Origin of the sequence: Palleronia caenipelagi (assembly GCF_007004065.1) — a bacterium.
Classification (GTDB): Bacteria; Pseudomonadota; Alphaproteobacteria; order Rhodobacterales; family Rhodobacteraceae; genus Palleronia; species Palleronia caenipelagi.
This window is the reverse complement of the sequence record NZ_VFSV01000023.1, coordinates 1-20,599: the sequence shown is the minus strand read 5'-3', so window position 1 is coordinate 20,599 and position 20,599 is coordinate 1. Positions and strand designations below refer to the sequence as shown.

The 20,599-nt window shown below is 59.1% G+C and carries 12 protein-coding genes and 2 pseudogenes; 4 read left to right on the top strand and 10 right to left on the bottom strand.

The genetic code is table 11. From position 1 onward, the window contains the following. The first annotated feature begins 255 nt into the window (after nucleotides 1-255). Complete coding sequence (locus FEV53_RS12730) at nucleotides 256-1,599, top strand: AAA family ATPase (RefSeq protein ID WP_142835206.1); 1,344 nt, start codon at nucleotides 256-258, stop codon at nucleotides 1,597-1,599. Next, the gene (locus FEV53_RS12725) at nucleotides 1,596-2,693 is read left to right on the top strand and encodes a ParB/RepB/Spo0J family partition protein (RefSeq protein ID WP_142835205.1); all 1,098 of its coding nucleotides are present in this window, start codon (nucleotides 1,596-1,598) and stop codon (nucleotides 2,691-2,693) included. Before FEV53_RS12730 ends, FEV53_RS12725 begins: the two co-directional genes overlap by 4 nt. A gap of 34 nt (nucleotides 2,694-2,727) precedes the next feature. On the opposite strand, the pseudogene FEV53_RS21535 reads toward FEV53_RS12725, so the two are convergent. Continuing rightward, nucleotides 2,728-3,021: pseudogene (locus FEV53_RS21535) on the bottom strand (recombinase family protein); the annotation flags it as partial. 340 nt (nucleotides 3,022-3,361) lie between these two features. Here FEV53_RS21535 and FEV53_RS12715 point away from each other — a divergent pair. After that, nucleotides 3,362-4,429: pseudogene (locus FEV53_RS12715) on the top strand (hypothetical protein). 85 nt (nucleotides 4,430-4,514) lie between these two features. On the opposite strand, the gene FEV53_RS12710 reads toward FEV53_RS12715, so the two are convergent. The 8 genes from FEV53_RS12710 to FEV53_RS12675 all read right to left on the bottom strand — a co-directional run bounded on the left by FEV53_RS12710 (nucleotide 4,515) and on the right by FEV53_RS12675 (nucleotide 19,856). Next, nucleotides 4,515-7,643: a C-terminal helicase domain-containing protein gene (locus FEV53_RS12710; protein ID WP_221931615.1), complete on the bottom strand. Its 3,129-nt coding sequence runs from the start codon at nucleotides 7,641-7,643 to the stop codon at nucleotides 4,515-4,517. Further along, nucleotides 7,595-9,457 carry a phospholipase D family protein gene (locus FEV53_RS12705; RefSeq protein WP_142835204.1) on the bottom strand — a complete coding sequence of 621 codons (1,863 nt, stop codon included), beginning with the start codon at nucleotides 9,455-9,457 and terminating at the stop codon, nucleotides 7,595-7,597. The genes FEV53_RS12710 and FEV53_RS12705 overlap by 49 nt, the downstream gene beginning before the upstream one ends. After that, nucleotides 9,447-10,613, bottom strand: coding sequence for a DUF6361 family protein (locus FEV53_RS12700; protein WP_142835203.1), 1,167 nt, complete (start codon nucleotides 10,611-10,613; stop codon nucleotides 9,447-9,449). The genes FEV53_RS12705 and FEV53_RS12700 overlap by 11 nt, the downstream gene beginning before the upstream one ends. Before the next feature lie 14 nt (nucleotides 10,614-10,627). Then, nucleotides 10,628-13,828, bottom strand: coding sequence for a UvrD-helicase domain-containing protein (locus FEV53_RS12695; RefSeq protein ID WP_246100810.1), 3,201 nt, complete (start codon nucleotides 13,826-13,828; stop codon nucleotides 10,628-10,630). 2 nt (nucleotides 13,829-13,830) lie between these two features. Then, nucleotides 13,831-16,377 carry a PD-(D/E)XK nuclease family protein gene (locus FEV53_RS12690; protein ID WP_142835201.1) on the bottom strand — a complete coding sequence of 849 codons (2,547 nt, stop codon included), beginning with the start codon at nucleotides 16,375-16,377 and terminating at the stop codon, nucleotides 13,831-13,833. A 126-nt stretch (nucleotides 16,378-16,503) separates the two neighbouring features. Further along, nucleotides 16,504-18,072, bottom strand: a complete 1,569-nt coding sequence (locus FEV53_RS12685) for an ADP-ribosylglycohydrolase family protein (protein ID WP_142835200.1) — start codon at nucleotides 18,070-18,072, stop codon at nucleotides 16,504-16,506. A 33-nt stretch (nucleotides 18,073-18,105) separates the two neighbouring features. Continuing rightward, nucleotides 18,106-19,092, bottom strand: a complete 987-nt coding sequence (locus tag FEV53_RS12680) for a helix-turn-helix transcriptional regulator (protein ID WP_142835199.1) — start codon at nucleotides 19,090-19,092, stop codon at nucleotides 18,106-18,108. Between the two features lie 65 nt (nucleotides 19,093-19,157). Then, nucleotides 19,158-19,856, bottom strand: a complete 699-nt coding sequence (locus tag FEV53_RS12675) for an IS6 family transposase (protein WP_142835198.1) — start codon at nucleotides 19,854-19,856, stop codon at nucleotides 19,158-19,160. A gap of 51 nt (nucleotides 19,857-19,907) precedes the next feature. Here FEV53_RS12675 and FEV53_RS12670 point away from each other — a divergent pair, with 51 nt between their 5' ends. After that, nucleotides 19,908-20,141 carry a hypothetical protein gene (locus tag FEV53_RS12670; RefSeq protein ID WP_142835197.1) on the top strand — a complete coding sequence of 78 codons (234 nt, stop codon included), beginning with the start codon at nucleotides 19,908-19,910 and terminating at the stop codon, nucleotides 20,139-20,141. Between the two features lie 125 nt (nucleotides 20,142-20,266). Here the strand turns inward: FEV53_RS12670 and FEV53_RS21240 are convergent. Continuing rightward, nucleotides 20,267-20,599, bottom strand: a 333-nt coding sequence (locus FEV53_RS21240; protein WP_221931614.1) for a hypothetical protein, incomplete at its 5' end; no start/stop codon positions are given.

Genomic DNA, 20,599 nt, shown 5'->3' with positions numbered 1-20,599 from the left:
TGGTATCAATGGTATTGGGTGACGTTATAATGTCCCCCTATTGTGGCTCGACGTCCCCCCATCGGGATGCGAGTCCTTCTTTCGTGTCCCCTAAATGCCGACATGTTCGCCGGGGTGGGGCCGGGTGTCGGGGTTTGGGCGATTCGGCGAGCCTAGACCGTCTGCGGTGTGGGTTAACCTGAATATAAAGATATCGACAGAAGTCGCAACTTCGGCGTAAATCAGAATGAGGCAGGAAATAACGTCCGAGGCAAAATGCTTACTTACGCAGATCTGAGAGACCTTCAGAACAAATCCCTCAAGATGCAGGGGTGGATCCGACAGCAGACATTTTCTCCTGAGAACGTGAAGACGCTCCGGCGGTTCTCATCTTGGGAGGTTGCCGAGCTGATCCTCGGGATGAACCAGTCCACCTTCCGGGGGCGCATGGCGGCGGATCCGACCTTACCCGCGGGTAAGGTCGAACCGGATGGTCGGCAGCGCTGGTTCAGTCTCGAAGAGATTAACGTCCTGCGGCGCAAGCTGCGGCCGAAGGGCAAACCGCTGATGCCGGAGCGTCCGGCGGGTCGGGCCTTCCGGACGGCGATCGCCAACTTTAAAGGTGGTGCAGGCAAGTCCACGGTCGCCCTGCACTTTGCCCATGCGGCGGCGCTGGATGGCTACCGTGTGCTCTGCGTGGATTTCGACCCTCAGGCGACCCTGAGCCATTCCATGGGTCTGACGGATGTCAGTGAGGAGCACACGGTCTGGGGCATCATGGCGCGGGATCTTGTGCGGGAGACGAACGCCCAGAACAGCGCGCCCAGCGGTGCGGCCAGCGGCACCGCGCTGCCCCGCCGCTCGATCCCGTCGAGCATCACCGACCTCGGGCTACAGGATCTGCGGCTGGCGGATTTCATCCAGCCCACTAACTGGCCGACCATCGATGTCATCCCCTCTTGCGCGAACGCGGCCTTCGTCGAGTTCGCCTCCGCCCAGTACCGGCACCTGAACCCGGAGTGGTCGTTCTTTGCGGCGGTCAGTCGGTTCCTCGACCAGTTGCCGGACGACCAGTGGGACCTGATCTTTTTCGACTGCCCGCCGGCCATTGGGTACCAGTCGATGAATGCGGTCTTTGCGGCGGACATGCTCTATATCCCCTCCGGTCCGGGCTACTGGGAATATGACAGCACGACGAGTTTTATCGGCCAGTTGTCGGAGGCATTGGAGGATCTCTCCTATGGATTCGAGGGCACCTTATCCGCGGATAAGGTCACGCTGCCCAAGGTGTTCCACGACATTCGCTTCCTGCTGACCCGCTATGAGCCGGGGAACGACCTGCACCGCGCGATGTATGACGCGTTTGGTAAAGTCTTCGGTGACAGGATGGCAGAGAGCCCAATCGAGATGACGCGGGCGGTCGAGCAATCCGGACGTTTCCTCAGTTCGATCTACGAGATGGATTATCGCGATATGACCCGGGAGACCTGGCGGCGCGCACGTGGCAGTTTCGACAAAGCCTATGGCGAGTTCCGCGACACGATGCTGCCCCACTGGCGGGCACTGTCCGACACGACCTTACCCGCGGATAAGGTCGCCGAGAAAGGAGCTGAGACATGACGCGCAAACGCAGGATGTTCGACATCGCTCTGCCCGATGACGCGCCCGAGGCCCCTCCCCCGGACACGAGCGCACCTCCGCGCCGTGGTCCCATGGCCAGTGCCATCGCGGAAAATGCCGAGGCGCTCAAGGCGCGTCAGGCCGCTCAGGATGCTATCCGCGAAGAGAACGATGCGCTCGCCCACGAGTTTGTGGCGCTGCGGGAGGCCGGCCATGTGGTGCAGGAATTGCCTCTTGGCGATATCCACACCTATATGCTGACCCGTGACCGGATGCCCGGCGAGGATGCCGAACTGGCCGAGCTGGTGACGTCGATCCGGGAGGTAGGTCTGTCGAACCCGATCCGGGTTGTGCCGCGTCCGGATGGCAGCGGCTACGAGCTGGTCCAGGGTTACCGGCGGCTCGCTGCATATCGCGCGCTGGAGAGCGAAGGGCAGGGCGGTTGGGACAGGATCCCGGCGCTGATCATGCCGGGCGAAGCCGACATCGCCGGGCTCTATCGCCGCATGGTCGATGAAAACGTGATCCGCAAGGACCTGTCCTTCGCCGAGATGGCGCAGGCCGCGATGAATTATGCGGCGGATCCGGCCACCGAAGCGATGGACCTCTCCGCCGCCGTTGCCGCGCTATTCCAGTCAGCGCCCTATTCAAAGCGCAGCTATATCCGCTCCTTTGCCGCGCTCCTGGAGCGTCTGGGTGATGTGCTGGCCTACCCGACCGAAATCCCGCGCGCCCTCGGTGTGGCCCTGGCCCGGGAGATCAAATCCCGGCCCGAGATTGTCGCGATGATCCGCGAGCGACTGGACGGGTGGGATACGCGTGCCGTGGCGGATGAGCTTGAGGTGCTGCGGAGCTTTACAGTGACCGACGCTCTTGGTGACGTCGTGGAGCAGCTGGAGGCACCGGATGTCAAAGCCCGAACCGGGCGCGCTGCGAAGACGAAAACGACCTTTCACCTTCGGTCCAGCGCCGGTCAGGTGAAGTGCACAGCGTCGCAGGGGCGACTTGAGATAAAGGTCGACCGCGACTTCTCCGCTATCGAACGTGCGCGACTTGAGCAGGCGATCATGTCTCTCATCGACGGTCTGGGGTAGGGCGCCCGCTCACTCTCCAAGGTTTATCTGACCCTCAGAGCATCCCCAGATTCTCAGCCCTTTGCAGGAGCATCCGCACCGACGAAGGCTGCCATGTTTTGCGGCCTCTTGGTGTGGGTTCGCGCATGGCTTCGAGCCGGTCGCAGATGGCTTGCAGGGGGATGTCGGGGTCGGCGCCCTTGATGGCGGCGACCAGGGCGCTGAGGCGGTCGTCCGTAGCGCGGCGGTCTGCGTGGGTCAGGGTTTCGGGTAGCAGAAATCCGGCGCGGACATAGACATTTGCGGTGCGCAGGAGACGGCCCTGAGTCCAGCGGTGCGCCTCGTTTAGCCCCGAGCGTGCTCATCGTGGATCTCGGAGCATCCGGCGGCTTTCAGGGCCTGCACCTGGGGCAGGGGGGGTCTGAACCTCGGTGGAGACGCGGGCATAGCCGATCTGGGGCATGGGGCAGAGCTCTTTGCAGTTTAGGGTCCCACTAATAAACGGTCGATTGTAAACGAATGCAGGTGAGTGTTCTCTCGTCGTGCTGGCGTACAATGCCTTGGTTTCCTTGCGCTGAGCGCGATCTGAGAGGTTCCGCCGGCAGTCGCGTGCGCGTACTATATAAAGGGCGCAGGCAGCAGCCACAAAAATGCTTTGGTAATGTGCAAAAAATCATTATTTTGCACACATGAAGACTCAAGCCTCTACTTTGAATGATGATTACGACAACCCCCTCATCACCAATGAGGAGGATCAAGAGGCTCACGAAGACGATCTCTGGTTCCTGCCTGGGCCACTCGAAGAAGAACCGGATGATTTGCCTCCCGGACCGCGTGCGGAACCCCCCGACACCGCTGTCGCCCATGACTGGGCAAAGGCAGAGGGGCTTCACGCTGCGCGGCTGGCACGCGTGGCTGGACGCCTAGGTGCTCTGGATGACAGGCTGCTGCGTGGCTCGGAAGGCTGGCGACATCGCCTCGCTCTTATCGAGGCAGCGGACCTTAGCTGGTTCGCAGGGGATCGGGTGAGTTCTGATCTTCTGGCGCTTTGGATGTGGATGCGGCTATCGGGGTCACAGGATGACCCAAATGCCTTGACACGGATTGGATGGGCTGTTCGGCGCCTGACAGGCGGTCCCGGGCCAGAGATAGACCTAGCAGCCTTTCTGGATCGCCGTGATCCCAAGAACATCGAAGGCAGTGCCGAGCGTTTCTAAGATCGCGCGGGCGGATGGCTGGACGTAATGGCAGCCGCGGCCGAGCTCCACCCGATCACGCGTGCTTGCATGGGCTTTCATCTTTGGGGCCTAGCGGGCCTCGGACAACACGGTGACCGAGTGGAAGCAGCTGTCACTGCTGCGCGGATCGCGGCCAGTGAGTGCAGGGGAGCGGCATTCGCGCCTGTGGCCATGGGCGGAGCAGGGGGGCTGCGTGCCGGCGGCCCACCCACTGACCGTCTGATACGGTGGCTAGACGGGATGGAGGCGGGATTCCTGACAGCGATGCGGCACCTCGACGATATCGAAACGTGGGCGACGCGGGCGGAAGACGAGATTAGCGCGCTCTCGGGCCGCACGCCCCCGTCCTTGTGCACGGCACTGACCGAATGGCCACTTGTCTCCGCACCGATGGCCGAGACCCTGACCGGCGCAAGCTGTGCCGCCGTTCAGCGCAACCTCAACTGGATGGAAAAGCGAGGCTTAATCCGAGAAGTTACGGGGGAAGGGCGGTACCGGATGTGGCGTGCAGCGAGCTGAACGCTCTGTGTGAAGCGCCTGCATGAGGGAACAGGTTTGCCTTCCTATCCTCCCGGTGTGCAAACGCACTTTTCGGCGTGCCGCGTCAGCCCGGCTTTAGCGATATCTGAAGCTCCGATAGTTCTTGGACAAATTCGTCCATACCCAAGAAGAGGCTGATCAACTCATCTTGGCGCGGCTGGCCAAAGGCCAGCCGGTAAGTGGCCAAAGATTTGATAAGATCCTTGTAGCGCTCCGTCTCGCGGCTGAATGGCGGGATGAGGACGATCCGCTCAATCTTGTGGTTACCTGGGTAGACCCAGTACGGAATGATGTCTCCCGGGCGACCGTTTGATAGCTCATAATCTTGTGCGTCCTCAAACATGGAGACCCATGGTGATTGACTGGTCTGCGTCATAAGCGGAGTTGCGGAAAAAGCAGTGGCTACATTGCGCCGAACTGCATGGTTCTTGTAACGGTGTACCCGACCTTCACGCTGCTCAATATCAACAGGATTCCGAGGGAGATTCCAGTGCACAACCCGAGAGCAGTAGGGATGAAAATCCAATCCTTCCTGTCCAATTGATGTGGAAGCGAGAACAAACGGCCTGAACGGCGACTTGAAAGCCGCCTGGACTGCGGATGTTCGGCGCACCCCCTTTTCTTCCTCAGCTTTTGTTGCAAAACGCATGGCGAAACGGGCACGCACTTCGAAGGTCTGTTCATACAGACGCCCCGCTTTTGTCGACCAGTGGTCCAATGTGATCTGTGCAGGGCGCAAGGCGACCACAGCAATAACGTTTGAAGCGATGACCTTCGCACGATCCTTCGGAGCTAATTTTTCGGCGCGTTCGGTTTCCAGGACGAGTTGAAGATATTCGTCCAGAACCGCAGGAAGGTCGCTTTGCGCGGCGTGCTTAATGATGTCGCGCCAATAATTTAGAGGCGAGGTTTCGGCCAGCAATGCGCGGGTTTCAGGCTGATTATATAGGCTCCGAAAACCGAGTGCGATCCCGATTGATGCGCTGATCAATTCCGGGTCGTCTACGGCGAGCTCCGGGCAAAGTCGCGAAAGAGCTCGAAGTGCACATATCGCAGGCGAGCCAAGCGCAAGGCTGGCTAGCTTTTCGACAACTGTGTCAGGGTCGATTTTACCCTGACGCTCATCAGCTTGGAGTGCCTCTCGAAGTGTGGCGATGGTTCGAGCCATTGCTCCATGTTCATCGTGACCATCATGGTCAACGACTCCGACTCTGGACCAGCCCACTTCGCGCCCGAGCGTTCTGTCAAGTGCGAGCGCGAGGACTCGGTCGTTCGATTGAGCGAGTTCTGCGATTGCATCCACCGCAAGCTGCTCACGCAGAGCCATGCAGGCCTGAGCGTGCAAAATCTCATAGCTTTCAGCTCGGCCGAACCGCCGCTCCAACACGAGAGGATCAACAAGTGCCGCCAACGAGGGCGACGGGTAGAGCATCGGCATAAGTTCATCGACACCAATTGGCCTACTAGTCCTGCTGACAAGGTCCGGCGACATACCCATGCGCCGGCTCGCCTCGTGCGAAAGCAAAGCAGCGATCGCATCTGGCACCATCGACCAATCTGAGAATACCAACGCCTTGGTACCGGACTTTGGCATGCCGAATGAGGGGCGCGACGGCGGGATCCAGAGCGATCGATCAAGCGCCTCATTGAACGCTAGATCCGCTAGAGCACGCATCCTCCCGTTGCGAAATGGTAGCTCGGCATAATCTTCAATCTGTTTTTTGCTGATGAAGTGTGGGGAGGCCTCTCGAATTGCCTTGCGCAGCGCGGCGGCCGGATTTGGTTTCAACGCTTGAAGCCGATCGCGTAGCTTGTACCCCCGCATGAAGTTCAGCAGATAAGGCGCCGATTTCCAATACTCGATGATGCTGGGGGCCCCAACGAGTTCTGCAACTCTTGCTACTGCTTTCGCCTCTCGAAGATCATCGGTGTCGATAGCTATTTCGGGTATGACTTCTTGGACAAGAGAATTGCGATCTTCGGTAGAATCGACGCGCTCAGTGCGGGCAATGACCCGGCTCAGGATACCATGTAATCTATCCCGTTGCTCTATTGCTATCGCTCGAGCACTCGGCATCGACTGGAGCGATCGCCTGAACTTGGCAAGTTCGCTTTTCAATTCCCGTACGCGCGCTGGACCTTCAACATCGCCGAAAAGGAAGCGCATCGTCCGTAAAAAATCGGCGTAGTGCTCGCCCTCTTCTGGTGCATCGCTACTAAGCGTTAGCATGCGATAAGGCGTGGCGGACAGAAGCAGAAGCCGCGCCTTCGATCCATCCTCCCCATTGTATGAAAACAATGCTCGCGCCAATTCAGCGGCCGCTGCCTTTTCAGGCGCGACCTCGTCATCATGATCGTGCAGGAGTTCAGCGAAGCGCTGGAACTCGTCGAGAATGATGAGATCCGGTGTCAAAGCATCCACACAGATCTTCGCAAGCATTCGTCGCAGCTCACCGATCATCGCGGCAGGGCGCTGGTCGTCGGGATAAGTGGGATGCTTGTGCCGCCTGGCAAGGTCCGCCGCCTCACGAAGCCTTTCTATGAATTTATCATCAACCACCCGGTTGAACTTATCAGCGATGTCTTGCGAGATCCGTTCACCCCGGATCCATGTCGTCCAGCCCCGCCAGTTCTCCTCAGAAACGCCGCCACGGAACACTCGTTGGATGCCGCGATGGCGCAAACCTATCCGCGCACGGAGCATTTCAAAAATCAGCGCCCGTTCAGGCGCAGTTCCAAGGGAAGACTTGAGGTCTAATGCAGTTCCAGGGGTGAGGCTGATCAAATTTATGGGTCGGGAAGCAATACCGCCTTCCTTCTCGATCTCAAGCGGCAACAGCGTAAGGCGGGTGTTTAGAGGTTTGGTTGCAGAGCCCACCACATTGAGCGACTTGATGTTCTGTTCAGCAATAGCCTGATTGGAACAGATGTAGACGATGTCGACGCGATCGACTTTGCCCTGCAGTTGTTCGATGGTCTTTGCAATCACACCGCGGGCAACCATGGTTTTGCCCAGCCCGACTTCGTCAGCGACTAAGAACTGATCTGTCGGGGACGGATCTGTAAATAGTCTTCGAAAAACGTATTCTACGGTCGCTTTCTGAAACGGTTTCAACAACGCAAGGTGTTCGTCAGCACTATAGGTCACCTGCGCCCCCTCTTTCTCGTTATAAGAGGCTCGAAGCTTTTCCACAGCGCGAGAAAATCCTTTGGAACAATGGTTTCGTTACCGGCCGGGTCATCGAGCCGCTCGATCAGGCGGCCGATCTCGTCTAGCTCGCCACTTTCCAGATTCAGCGCCCGCACCATCGGCTCGAGAAGCGAAGTGGTTCCATCGCCCAAGCTGCGAAGCCACTGACCTTCGCCACCCGTATCGCTTTCCAGAAAGCTTCCCTCACCAAGCGTGCCGAGCAGCAGACTGAGATAGCGTAGGAAGTTGCCGACGTTCGCGATGTGGGCACGAAGAACGGCTGCGTCACGGCCCTCTGGAACGCCGACCAAGCGCGCTCCAAGTGTGAACGTCAGTTCCACCTTCGTCTTCTCATGGAGCAGTCGAATTCCGAGCCAGCGTGTAACATCGCCAAGAGGTACAGCACCCAATGCAAGCACTGTATCAGAACCAGACAGCAATCTGCTCGCATCGTATCCCTGTTCATTAGGAACTGTGATCGCCCTAACAAAACATCTGACGCCATCCGGCAGCAAAACGCGCTTGTCTTTGGTGGCCAGTTGCAGCTCAAGTTGGATCAGGTCGTCCACTTCAGAACAACAGAGATCAAGTGGCAGCGCCGAGATGCCCGCCCTTATTTCCTCCAGCTTCTTTTCCGCCTTTACGGCCTCGTCCAGGATCGGTGGATCGCTCGGCGTGTAAATCGCAAGCAACCTCTGAAACGCTTCGGAGAAAAGGGCATCGTCGATTGTACCCATGCGCGTCTTCGGGCCGTCCAATGTTGCCATCACCTCGACATTTTGCGTCTTCCCCCCCTTGGTTGGAATCGTCGCAGCCGTGGTAGCATTTGCCGAACCGAGGTGTATCTGAAGCCGGGATCCTCGTTCCACGAGGTAGGCTTTTGCATGAAGACCTTCGAGATCTGACGACTTCGGCCCATCCGTCGCCTCGGCTTCATACTCAGTTGCACGTTCATCGAGCGTCGAGACCGAGAAACGCTCTCGCACTTCCGGATCTATGCCGTCGAGTTCCTCTGCCCGCGAGATGAGTTGGCGATTCTCTCTCGATCCGTACCCCTTGGCGAGCCTTTCGAGCACGGGAGCGGTGACAAAGGGAGAAAGAACCGCAAGCTTTTCGCCGTGGGGAAGCACCCAACCGTCACCATCAAGGCCATTGACCGCAAAGCTGACCTTTGTTGCACCCGCAGGGAGACCCTCCCACCAAGTTCGTTCCAAATCCGAGATTAGCGAAGGCAAGAATTTCGGAGGTGCAGGTCGGGTGGCTGGATTCGTTAGCCTTGGTAGGGCGCGCAGCAACTTTGTGAGTGGGCAGTTACCATTATTCTCTTCATCGTGTACGGCACCATCGAGAGCCAATGCGAGGTCCCAACAGCGATCATTTGTGAGATTCCTTGAAAGGATAGCTACTCTCATTCGAACAGGATCGGACTTCTTTTGGGGCTCAAATCGAATGCACCAAAGCTTTGGATGGAATGCGCCTCCACCCGGGGCCGCGACCTCCACAATGGTCTTCTCGTAGAGTGCCATCAGCCTCGCAGTATTCGGATTTGCCTCCTTTATGCGGCCTCGATCGCAGTAGACGGCGATGCGGTCGGCCATCCGCTCGACACTCTGCAGCAACGCGAGAGGGCTTCGCATCATTTCGTCTCTGTTCTCCGCATCGCGGAACACGATGCTAATCGGAATGGCAAGCGCCGTCTCAAAATCGAGCGAGTACGTAGTGGCAATGGCATGCCCGAAGCTGTAGCCATCCGGTGCACGCACGAGTGCAGTATAGAGTTCACGGTTCTCAGGGTCGAATGGCGAGTCAGCCGACATCTACAAGCTCCCCTAGGTAGCGGCGCGCAACTGCCCAGCGGAAATCCAGCCGTGCGAGACCTGAAGCGCCTGACCAGCGTTCTAGGGGTGCATCGTGAAGTAACCGGCCCTTCATCCGCTTCAACGTCTGTTCGCGCTGCCTCAGAAGATCGATGGCTTCTTGGTCTCTCTCCAGTGACTTGTTGCTTTGAAGCGTAATTTCGAGCCAGGTTCGAACGAAATCCCGAGAGGACTGGGTAAGGTTGTGACTAGTCGTTCCAACGATCTGGAAAAGGTCGTCCAAGTCCCAACTTTGAAGCGCGAGATGCTTAAGCTCTCCGCGCCACGTCTCAAGCGATTGTCGGTATTCTTCGACCAATGTGGCTGCTTCGCCATGCGCCTTGGCATTAGGGCGCTCCGTCGCTCGCAATGCAAGCAGCAGATTGTAGAGGATGCTTGCGCCGTGCATCACACCCGAAAAGCGCTCCGCATGACGGATAATGGATCGATTCCGGTCGGACACCGAGTCCTCGTGGACTTGCCAAGCCCAATCCTCGCTGAATTTTTTCTGTTTCGAGGCCAGTTCGTTCAGCAAGCTTGTTTTGGCACTAGCAGCAATTCGATCACGCAGGAAATCTGCCTCTTTGGTCAAAAGTTTAAAGTTCACTTGCTCGAATAGCTTTTCGGGCACATCGGGGAGACTTGTGCACCATAATCTGAGGTCATGATCCTTTAGACTCTCGCTCCCATAGGACAAGAATGTCGCCTGATTACCCGCTAATGTGCGGATGCCTAACGTATAAATGCCAGCCCAATAGACGCTCGACGGGAGCCTCTTTAGGCTCCGTCCAGCGAGGCGGCCGATCACATCTTCGCGCTCTCCGCCGCGCAGAAGCGCTTCGCTCAGTTCGAACTCGAGCTCACGAGCGATCATCGTCCGCTCTGCTTGACTTGCCCTTCGCTGCTGTGCTTCCCGATAGATCCAAGGAACGAACAGCATGTAGCGTATCCGTGTTTGAATAGTGCTGGTGCCCGGAAAGAGGAGATCAGCCAGCCCGTCGCGGATCGTACCCAGACCAAGCTCATCACGTGCTTCGGGCTGCTTGAACAGATCTATGAGGGTTTGAGCTCTACGCCGTTCTTCAGGGTCAAAATCGATCCAGGCAAGGTAGGACATCGGCTACTCACGTATTAACAGGATACGGTGAGGTCAGATTCCTCCCCGAGATATTGTGGCTTGGCCAATTCCAATAGACCATGGTCAACCCAGAACACGGCCACTCCCCGAAGCGGATGCTGCGGGAACAGTCTTTCCACCAGTGCGGCGTAGCTGGAGAGCTGTGGCCAGTAGAGTCCAAAACCCTCACCTGCACCGCCGGTCTTGTGATCGATCAACAGGCATCCCTTCGGCCCAACTGCCAGCAGGTCGATCATTCCGGGAATTTCCGCACCCTCTTTAGTACGTCCTAGAAGAGGGATTTCACAAAGCAGATCGGTGTAGCCATCGGCCGCAAGCCAGGCGTTCAGCACTGTCGCCCGCTCCGCGACCAGTTCCAGAGTTGTATCGTCCAACCCGGTAGCCGCGGGCAGGGATTCAGTAAGATCAGGCCGCGTCAGGCAAGTACGCAAGGCAAGATGGATCGCTGTCCCACGGGCCGCGTCACTAACTGTACGGGACCATGGTGTTCCCAATTTGATACCCTGGCTTTCTGGTGCAGACAGGGCCGTGGTAGCTTGCGATGGCTGCAACCTCCAAGGGGTCAAGTCCACAGCAGGCAAGGGGGTATCGCGGCCGAGCCGTGGTGTATCCGTGATCTCGGCGTCCGAATACGCGGTGAAGCCCGCGTGTTCGGGCAACTGCCTGATGATGGCCGGACACTCAATCCCGCCGATGCGCAGTGTATCACCACCGATCTGCGGCGCGCAGGCATCCGTGAAAACATGGAACAGGCACTTGGCTTCCGGAGCTTCCTCATGACGATCTTTTAGGAAGCCTGGCCACTCCAACACCAGCCGATCCCGTGCTCGCGTCATGGCGACGTAAAGAAGGTTCTTCGCATTTGCCTCGAAATCCGAGCGCCGATCCTCAATGAACCGCCGCTCGGCCTCTGGGGCGGCAAATCCCGGTGTGTGGATCAGTGCGGCCGAGGCCAGCACGGCGTCCATATCGTCGATCATGTGAAGCGCGGTGAACCGGGTCGCGGTGCTGCCCGGCCAGTCTTCGATCCCGTGGTCGAATTCCGCAACCACGGTGATCGGCCATTCACGCCCCTTGCTGGCGTGCCATGTGACGATCTCGACCGCCTCGGCGCTGTTGGCGGCGGGGTCGGGACGGCGGTCGAAATCGCGCTCACTGGCGCGGGCATCCAGCCAGCCAAGAAACACCTTGGCGCTTTCGCCGTGGAAACCGGCTGCCGCCTTGAGATCACGGTGCGCGGATTCGAAGTCGTTTGCTTCGGCTTCAAGCCGCAGAAGGTCTGCACGCGCCTGTGCTGGGTCGGGCTGACGGTCAGCCCAGATACGCAGCCCAGAAGCATTGATCACCAGGCCCACTGCATCGGAAATCGGCAAGCGAGCAAGTCGGTCCGACAGCGCCGCCAGGCGCAGGAGGACCGGATCATCCTCCAACCGCCCTTGGATCTGCGCTTGCATGGCGGCTTGTAGGCTGAGCGGATCGGGGCCGAGGGTGCGCAGGACCAGCGCGGCATTCGTATCGTCTGGGTTCGCGGCATAGCTGAGCGCCGCGCGAGCCGCCTGAACAACCGGGCTTGTCGCCCAGCCATCCTCGGCAATGCGGACAGGTACGCCGCGAGCGCGCAATTCCTCGGCATAGCGGGCTGCGGTCGCGTGCCGGCAGACCAGAAGAGCGATGTCAGAGGGGCGCACATTCCTCGGGGCCTTGCTGTGCCGGTCGGTGATCGTTTCCCCCACCTGCAAGATCTGGGCGATGCGCTCTGCAACATGCTCTTGCGGCTTCGAATACTTTCTTACCCCGCGGCCTTTGACGATGTTCAAAACCTCTAAGGCAGGACCGGACACAGGATCACGCGTCGGGGCTAACGGGTTGTAGCCTGCGCCAAACAACCCGGCGCCCATAGCATTGACGAAGTCCATCACCGCCGGTGTAGACCGCCAATTGCGGTCAAGGGGCTGCGTCGCATCGGGGTTGGCCGCCGCCAGCGCCTGAGACAGGCGCGGATCAGCGCCCTGAAAACCCATGATCGACTGTTTGACATCCCCCACCAGCAGGGTGCGCGGCGCGCGGGCACCGAGCTGCCAGAGCAGCGCGAATTGCACCGGGTTGGTGTCTTGGAATTCGTCGATGATGACGCAGTCGATTTCATCCAGCACGGCCTGTCGCACTGCCGGATCGGTCCGCAATAGCCGCTCGGCGCCTGCAATCATGTCGGCATAGTCAATCAGCCCAAGCGCCTTTTTGCGTGTCTCATAAGCTTCCATCACTTCCTGCGCACAGGCGATCAGGCACTGAAAGTGCAGCTTCGCATCGGCCAAGGGGCCGGGATGTGAAGGCAGCACCTCGGCAGCCTGCATGATCGCAAGAGCAAGGTCATCGTAGCCCTCTGGCGTTTTCGTACGGCTGTTCGAAGTGAAGAGACTGCGCAGGGACTGCCAAAGGCTCCAGTCCCGATCCAGCATCGCCGGATCACGTTCGACACGGCGAAACAGGGCCAGATTGTTTTCCAGCGTCTCGCGGGGGCCCTTGGCTGTGACGCCGTCCATGCCACCGACCGGAAAGGCCGTGAGCATGGTAGCAACCGCCTTCGCCAACGCATCACGGGCGGCTGTGGGGTCTGCGATCACCTTGCCGTAGATTTCATCGAGCCGCGTCAATGCGGGTGCGATCAGCCCGGGATCACGGCCTTTGTCGCCGAGCCCCCGTAACAGGTCGATCATCGACAGAACTCGGCCCCGTAGTGAATCTTCGACCGTTTCGCCTTTTTGCCAGTTGGGCTGATATCCGAACCGCTCGGGTTCAGCCTTGATATGATCAAGCGATTTCGCATGGGCCAGCGCCTGCCGGATCAGCAGCTCGCGTTCAGCATCGCCAAGGTGACGGGGTTGCAGCGATGCACCTGCTGCCAGCGCATGTTCCGTCAATAAACGCAGGCCCAAGCCATGGATGGTAGAGACATATGCGCGCTCCACGGCCATAGCCTCGGTGACCAGCCCGTCCGCCAGAAGACCCGCCCGGATACGTTCGCGCAATTCGCCCGCAGCGGCTTCGGTAAAGGTCACCGCAAGGATGCGTTCGGGTAGTACGATCTTGCGCTTCACCCAGTCAGAAAGCTGGGTCTTGATACGATGGGTTTTTCCCGCGCCCGCGCCGGCGGGAACGATGACCAACCCTCGGTCTGAATCTGCTCCGTCCATGGTCATACCTCCTCGATCTGGCGGATGAACGCGGTAACCAGGGTCGAGCCATCGGTCAGCGCATAGGGCGTGAATCCTGCTTCTTTCTTGAAAAAGCCCTCATCGGCTGAGGTATTCAGCACCACCCGGCCGGCCCCTAGCTGAGCCAGCCGTTCAGCAAGCATTGCAACAGCCGCATCGTTGACGGCGTCGCCCATGTCGCGGGCGGGAGATCCTTCTGCAGGCACATGCCCGGAAGTTAAGAGCCCACCATCATTCATAAGGTGATAGGCAATACCGACCTGTCGGCCAATCAGCGGGTCCATCCCGTCGCCGTCGCGCCGGATAGGACGGGCGAGCATGTCGCGGTATAGCCCTGCTTGCAGATCCCACCCGGCATCCATTCGCCTGCGCCGGGCCGATGTGCCGCTTTTCTTGTGATCGACGACAAGCAGCGTACCGTCTGGCAACTCAAGGATCGCATCAGCCTTACCGTGCAGGTTGATGCCATGCGCCTCACCCGCCAGCCAGATCTCGTTGCCGATGATTTTTGCGCCGAGCGCCAGCAGATGTTCGCGCCAGCGCAGCGCCGCCTGAAGGATCTCACGCTCGAGCCCGCTGCGCTCCATTTCCCATGATGCGCTACGCAGAAACCCAGCATGGCGGGTCAGCGCTCGATCATAGGCCTCGGCAACTGCAGCGGTCAGTGCCGCAGGTTCTGGCAGGGGTTGGTCCTTCAGGAACACATGTTCAAACACGTCATGGGCAATGTTGCCTTTGGCCATCACATCGAGTTCCTCAGCGGACCAAGACATGTCGCCCGCGCCAACCTCGTCCAGAAGCCATGCCAGCGGGCTGACCAGAAGTGTTTCAAGCCGTGAGGGCGACTGAGGTTTGCTTGTTCCGTCATCTTTGCGACGGAGCGCCAACAGGTCGAGGCCTGGGAACGAGAGCGCCTCGGGGAGTTCGTCCGATTCCGGCAACGGTGGCAGACGGTGATGTGCCACAGGCCAGTCGCCAGGCGGCAGGCGCGACAGGTCGAGGATCAGATCATGAGCTTCTTCTACATCCGATATTGCGCGTGCGACCAGTGATAGCCCAGCTGAAGGTTGCTGCCGCACGCCCGACAGATCGCGCCACGGGACCAGAAATGTCACAGACTCCGCAACCGCCTGAAGCTGCTGGTCAAAGAGGAAGAGGCTTTCAGCCAAACCCTCTGCCCTCCCGCGAAGCTGCAAACCGGTGGTGGTTCGAATTGCAGTGATTTCGCTGTCCAGAAACAGCGGGTTGGCGCGAGGCCGGGTCGGATACCGACCGTCGGTGAAATCCGTGATGATCAGATGTCGGCATTGCCGCCACGGAGTTTCGTGCGCAGACCAGAGGCTTACACCTTCAAGGTTGCGCTCTGGATCGGGACTTGACGGGGATGCAATCTGGATACCGCGCAGAATAGCTTCCCAGTCTGGGCTACCCTCGCCGGGCGGGATCGACAGACGGGCTCGAACCTTGTTCCCTTGCGCAATGCGCTCACAGATACGGTCGATCAGGAAACGCAGTTGCGCAAGGCTGCCGGCTGAGGCGCGCATGTCCGTCCAGAGGTCTTTGTGCGCTTGGGTGGGCGACAGGACATCGCCGCGAAAGTCACCATTCATAATGCTTTCGGCAAGGTCGCGCCCGGTTTGGGCTGACCATGGCATCAGCGGTGACAATGCGAGACTTGCAAAGACCATCGCAGGTGTGGGTGTGCGCTTGGCTAACGCCAGTTGAAGTGCTGTTTCACCAACGATGTCGCGCTCTGGCAGGCTGGCGGGAAGTCCGGAAATCGGCACGCCCTGCTTGGCAAATGCACGCGCGATCTGGCGTGGGTCACCAGAGGCCAGCACAGCAATCTCCCGCGCCGCGATACCGCTTTCGATCAGGGCACCCGCGCGGGCGGCGGCAAAATCAGCGCAGGCAGCCACATCGCGCAGACCATAAAAGGCGAGACTGCCATCCTTTGGCCTGGCCTCGATTGCTGCCTCGGCTACCCCACCCTGCAAAGCGTGCAGCCGCGATCCTTCACGCGCCGCGCGCGCCTTGGCCGGCGCAGCCACAGCCCCGAATTCATCCTTAAGTCTTCCATAAAGTGCCTTCATCGCGGCTGGTGCATGCGGGTCAAGGGACCCTTCAACAACCTGCAATGGGTCAAGAAACCGCCCATGCGGCAGGTCCAGAACATGGCGGACCGCGGCCAGCCCCTCGGGCAATGCGTCACCCAGCTTGCGCCAAAGTGCGATCAGAGCATCCAGATGTCGTCCTGCACGGCTGTCGCCCATCGCGCCCCCTGATGGAACGCGCAGATCGGCAGTGGCCAGCACCAGACCTTCCAACGCCGCGCTGACGGCCGACATTGTCTCGACCGGTGCATTGGCCAAGCTCTCTTGCCACACCGGGTGAGGCTCTTCCGCCATCACTCGCCCCGGCGCCCATTCTTGGGCTTTGGGGGCAAGTGATAGCTCTGCAAGACCGGTATCGGTCAGACGGTAATGTAGGCCGGAGCGGGGATCGGCGACGAGAAAAGGGTAGAACATGGATTTCGGGCTCACTGTGCAATTTGATACTGTAATGGGAAATTATTTTGAATCAATGGCTTGTGTGACTATTGTCATTCTCTTTCGAAGTCTCAATCGATACATTTCGGATATTTCCCCATGTGTCTAACCGCCCGGATAAACCTCGAAGAGATCCTCTGCCGCACCACTGTCAGATGAAAGCTCCCTGTAATCCCGTACCAGCTGCGAGATGATGTCTGCCCCTTCAACGATTTCGGCCCAACGGTGTTGAAGCACAGCTGCAGGATCAAGCAGACCCAGCATATTCCCGGCAACCGCCGCTGTTGAATCGCTGTCTCCACCATGGGTAGCCGCAATCAGTAGAGCCTCTTCGAAAGAGCCTCCAGCAAGGCAGGCATAAAGCGCGATGGACAGCGCTTCCTCGGCGATCCAGCCGCCACCGAGAGATTCAACGGTTTCTCCCGAACCGTCCCGCGGCGCGCGGAGCGCAGCCTGGATTGCCCGCGCAGTCTCTTCGCCCTTGGTCAGTCGCGCATAGGTTTCTGCAGTCCGGGTCGCACTCTCCTCAAGGTCGGCACCTGCCGTCACATCGGCAAGCATTTCCGCCCAGGCTGCAGCTGCAAGCTGGCCGGTTGGGTGGCCATGCGTCAGAGCAGATGTCTCGATAGCCATCGCACGGACCTGTTCGCGGGGGAACATCAATCCGATCGGGGCCACACGCATAATGGTGCCGCATCCTTTGCTGTTGTTTCGCGCAGGGTCCCCAAAATGCGCGCTCGCTGCCAAGGATGACAGGCAGGTATTGCCAGGCGCGCGGCAGACCCGCAGGCGCGGGTCGTTGACCAGTCCCACATCATCAGTCTGAACCTGCGGTTTGCCACCTTGGGTTTTGAACCAACGCAGCAGCGCGTGATGGATCACGGACGGCGGGTGGCAGATACCCTTGAGAATGCCGCGGACCTGCGCGCGGATGATCCCTTCGACCGTGAACAGGGTCATCTGGGTGTCATCTGTGATTGCGCCGTGCAACCCCATGTGTCTTGGCAACTCCGAAATGCCGGTCGGAAAACGACGGCGAATTTCGGTTAGAGAAAGGAATTCGATATCGGCACCCAAACTGTCGCCGATCGCCCCACCCAGAAGGCTGGCGTGCAGTCGGATAAACGACAGCCCGTCATGTCGGGCGTAGTCGCGAACAAAGCGTTCCTGTACCGGCGTTTCAATGGCTCCTGACCGCGCGGCACGGACGAGGGCCATGGCCTCGCCTGCTGGATGCCCGCGATCAACCAGCAGAAGGGCTGCAACGGTTCCCGCACGCCCCAGTCCCCCTCGGCAATGGACCAGCACACGGCCGCCAGTTTCCAGAATGCTATGAAGGCGGGGCGCCAATTGGCGCCAGCGCGCCTTGGCCTTTGGCGTTGGTACATCCAGATCGAGGATCGGGAAGTGGTGCCAGTCCATACCTCGTGCCCTGGTCGCATCGCCAAGACCCGTGACAGAAAGCAGCTCTAACTCCGAGTCCTCGACTAGGGTCACAACGGCTTGCGCGCCCCAAGCCTTGATTGCATCGAGATCAATGTCCAGATCGCGGTCCCATCCCGCGCCAAAGACACTGTCGCCTTTTTTACCGGGACACAGGGTCAGGCCGAGATGACCGTTGCCAACAGGCAAGCTGTCGATGCGAAGGGGGTGAGATGTGCTGTTCCGAAGCAAGCGCGATTCTTTCTTTGTTGATTCGACTTGAGACTACTGCCCGCACACGTCACTTTCGGTCGTATCAGACGAAGATTTACCCGAGATCTCCAAGAATTGCGCCTCAACCTGATCTCCCCATCTTGCCAGATACCAGTCCATCTCCTGCCGTCCTCCCGCGCGGAAACGGACGATCAGTGACCCGTCCTCCATCCGCCTGGTCTGCTGTTTGGGATGAAACAGATATCCCGCAGCTTCATCGGCAACGTCAGGCAGAAACCGCCAGACGACATCAAGCGGTTCTTCCCGCCACACACCAAAGCTCTCTGATAGCCATTCCTGCAGATCGAACCCTTTGGGGCGCTCATAGACCTCAGGTTCCAACGAAACCCGTTCAAAACCAAAAAGCGCAAACAGTCGAAGATCGTCCTGATATTCGCTCCAAGCCAAAAGGTATTGGCGCCCTTGACCAAATAACATGGCAATTGGGCCGAGCCGGGTATTGCGTGAAAGCTTTGCCGAAGCACGGGCGCGATGATCAGCAGAGACCATAACCCCTGCAAGGATTGCTTCGCGAATTGTAGATAGAGTCTCGGGCGAAATTTTTTCTCGTGGTCCGGGCCGGAATGCAACGCCGTCAGCCAATAATTGTGCTTCAAGGTCAGCAGCAATTAAACGGCAGCGATCCTCGCGGAACATTGCCTGCACCTTCACCAAAAGGCGCTCCAATGTTTCCGCTGTTAGCTCATCGCCCTCACGCCGCGCAATAGCGGCGGCGCGGTGGCCGGCGGTCAGTTCATCCAGCGTCGGTTCAGCCATTCGGCCTAATGATCCCGGCGGAAAGCGCCAATATTTTCGACCACTTTCGCCGGAGATTTCCTCAATTTGAGGGTAGGCGTTGCGTACGGCATCACGCATGCGTTCTGCCGTGCGACGGGATACGCTGAATTCTCGCTCTATATCAGAAAGCGAAATCCCCTCGGCTGACCCCTGCATTATCAGAGCGAGACGTTGCAAATCTTCTTGGCGAGCGTAGCGCATAACTCCTCCTAGGGTGTTGTCACATTAACTGTTCCAAGTCGCCTGAAGGCGATTGTGTTCGCCGTTCAAGCGATGCTCGCAGCGACCTTCCACGCGTCGAAGGCTTCCAGTCGGTGGTATCTGATCTGAACTGCGGAACGGCGGCGGGCGGGAACGGAGAAGCGGTTGCGTACGGCTGAGTGGCAGGACACATATCGTTGCAAGCCTCCCGGAGATCGGAACCCCTGCATGCATCGCTCTCGCTTGCGGAATGGCAAATGGCTGTTTTCGGAACGATTGTTCAGACCTTTGTGGGACCGGTGCTTGAGGCCGGGCGCCACCTCGCGTTTCGCCGCGCCGTACGATCTCAATTTGTCCGTCACGATCCGCCGGGGAATTCCGTAGCGCTTGATCAGCGACTTCAGAAGCCGTTTCGCAGCCCGTTTGTCACGTCTGGATTGCAAGATCTCGTCCAGAACCATCCCATCCTGATCCACAGCTCGCCAGAGCCAGAACACACGACCCGAGATCTCGACCCGGACTTCGTCCAGATGCCAAATGTCGCCCGGGTGCGCCTGGCGGCGGCGTAGATTTCGGGCGATGCCGGGGCCGAACTTCACCATCCAGCGTCGGACGGTCTCGTATGAGACGTCGATCCCGCGCTCGAGCAGCAACTCTTCGACTTCGCGCAGGCTCAGATTGAAACGGACGTAGAGCCAGACCGCGTGGGCGATGATTTCGGGCGGAGAGCGGTGGCGTTTGTAGCTGATAGGCGATGTCGACATCCGGGCCGACTATGCCGATTTCGGCAAGTTCGCAAACCTGCAACTGTTAACGTGACAACACCCATTGCTCTGCTCGCTCCGCAGGACAATGACGACCTCCTCGCCATCATGGAGATGACCCGCAACGAGATCGAAAAGATGCGCCTCTATCCCGACGCGGAAAAGAGGAAAGAACAGCTCGAGCTGGATCTCGAAGAGGACCGGGAAGTCATGGCCCGGCTCGAGCGCGAGCGCGGGCCCGACGTAGATCGCGACCACGAGCAGGAGGACGAACATGAGCGGTGATCGTATAGTCATTAGGAGCATTTCTGATGCGACGCAGATGCGACATGGATGCGACATGGGTGCGACGCAGATGCGACACGCCCCCTCCAACTCTCTGAAAACGTTTGAGAAAATTTTTCCGGGCATCACTCGTTACCGATTTTTGCCGTTTTTTCGTTCCAGAACAGATGTTTGGGGGAAATACAGTATGCTGCGTTATGTGTGGATCCGCTCATGAGGCCCGAAGGGCCGACGGACGATCCATGTCTCGCTCTAACGGTTTGATCTGGCGAAGTTCCCGCCGGATCAACGGGAGCCGAAGCGGCGATTGAACGGGCCTCGTTGTCCTTTCCCAAGTTTTCCTGGGGCGTTCCCGGGTGTTTGCGAGGATTTTTTCCTCGCGGGAAAGGAGACGAGACGATGACCAAATCCTTGATGTCCGGGGCCAAGGGCGCACCAGTGAAACCCCGCCGCGTGAG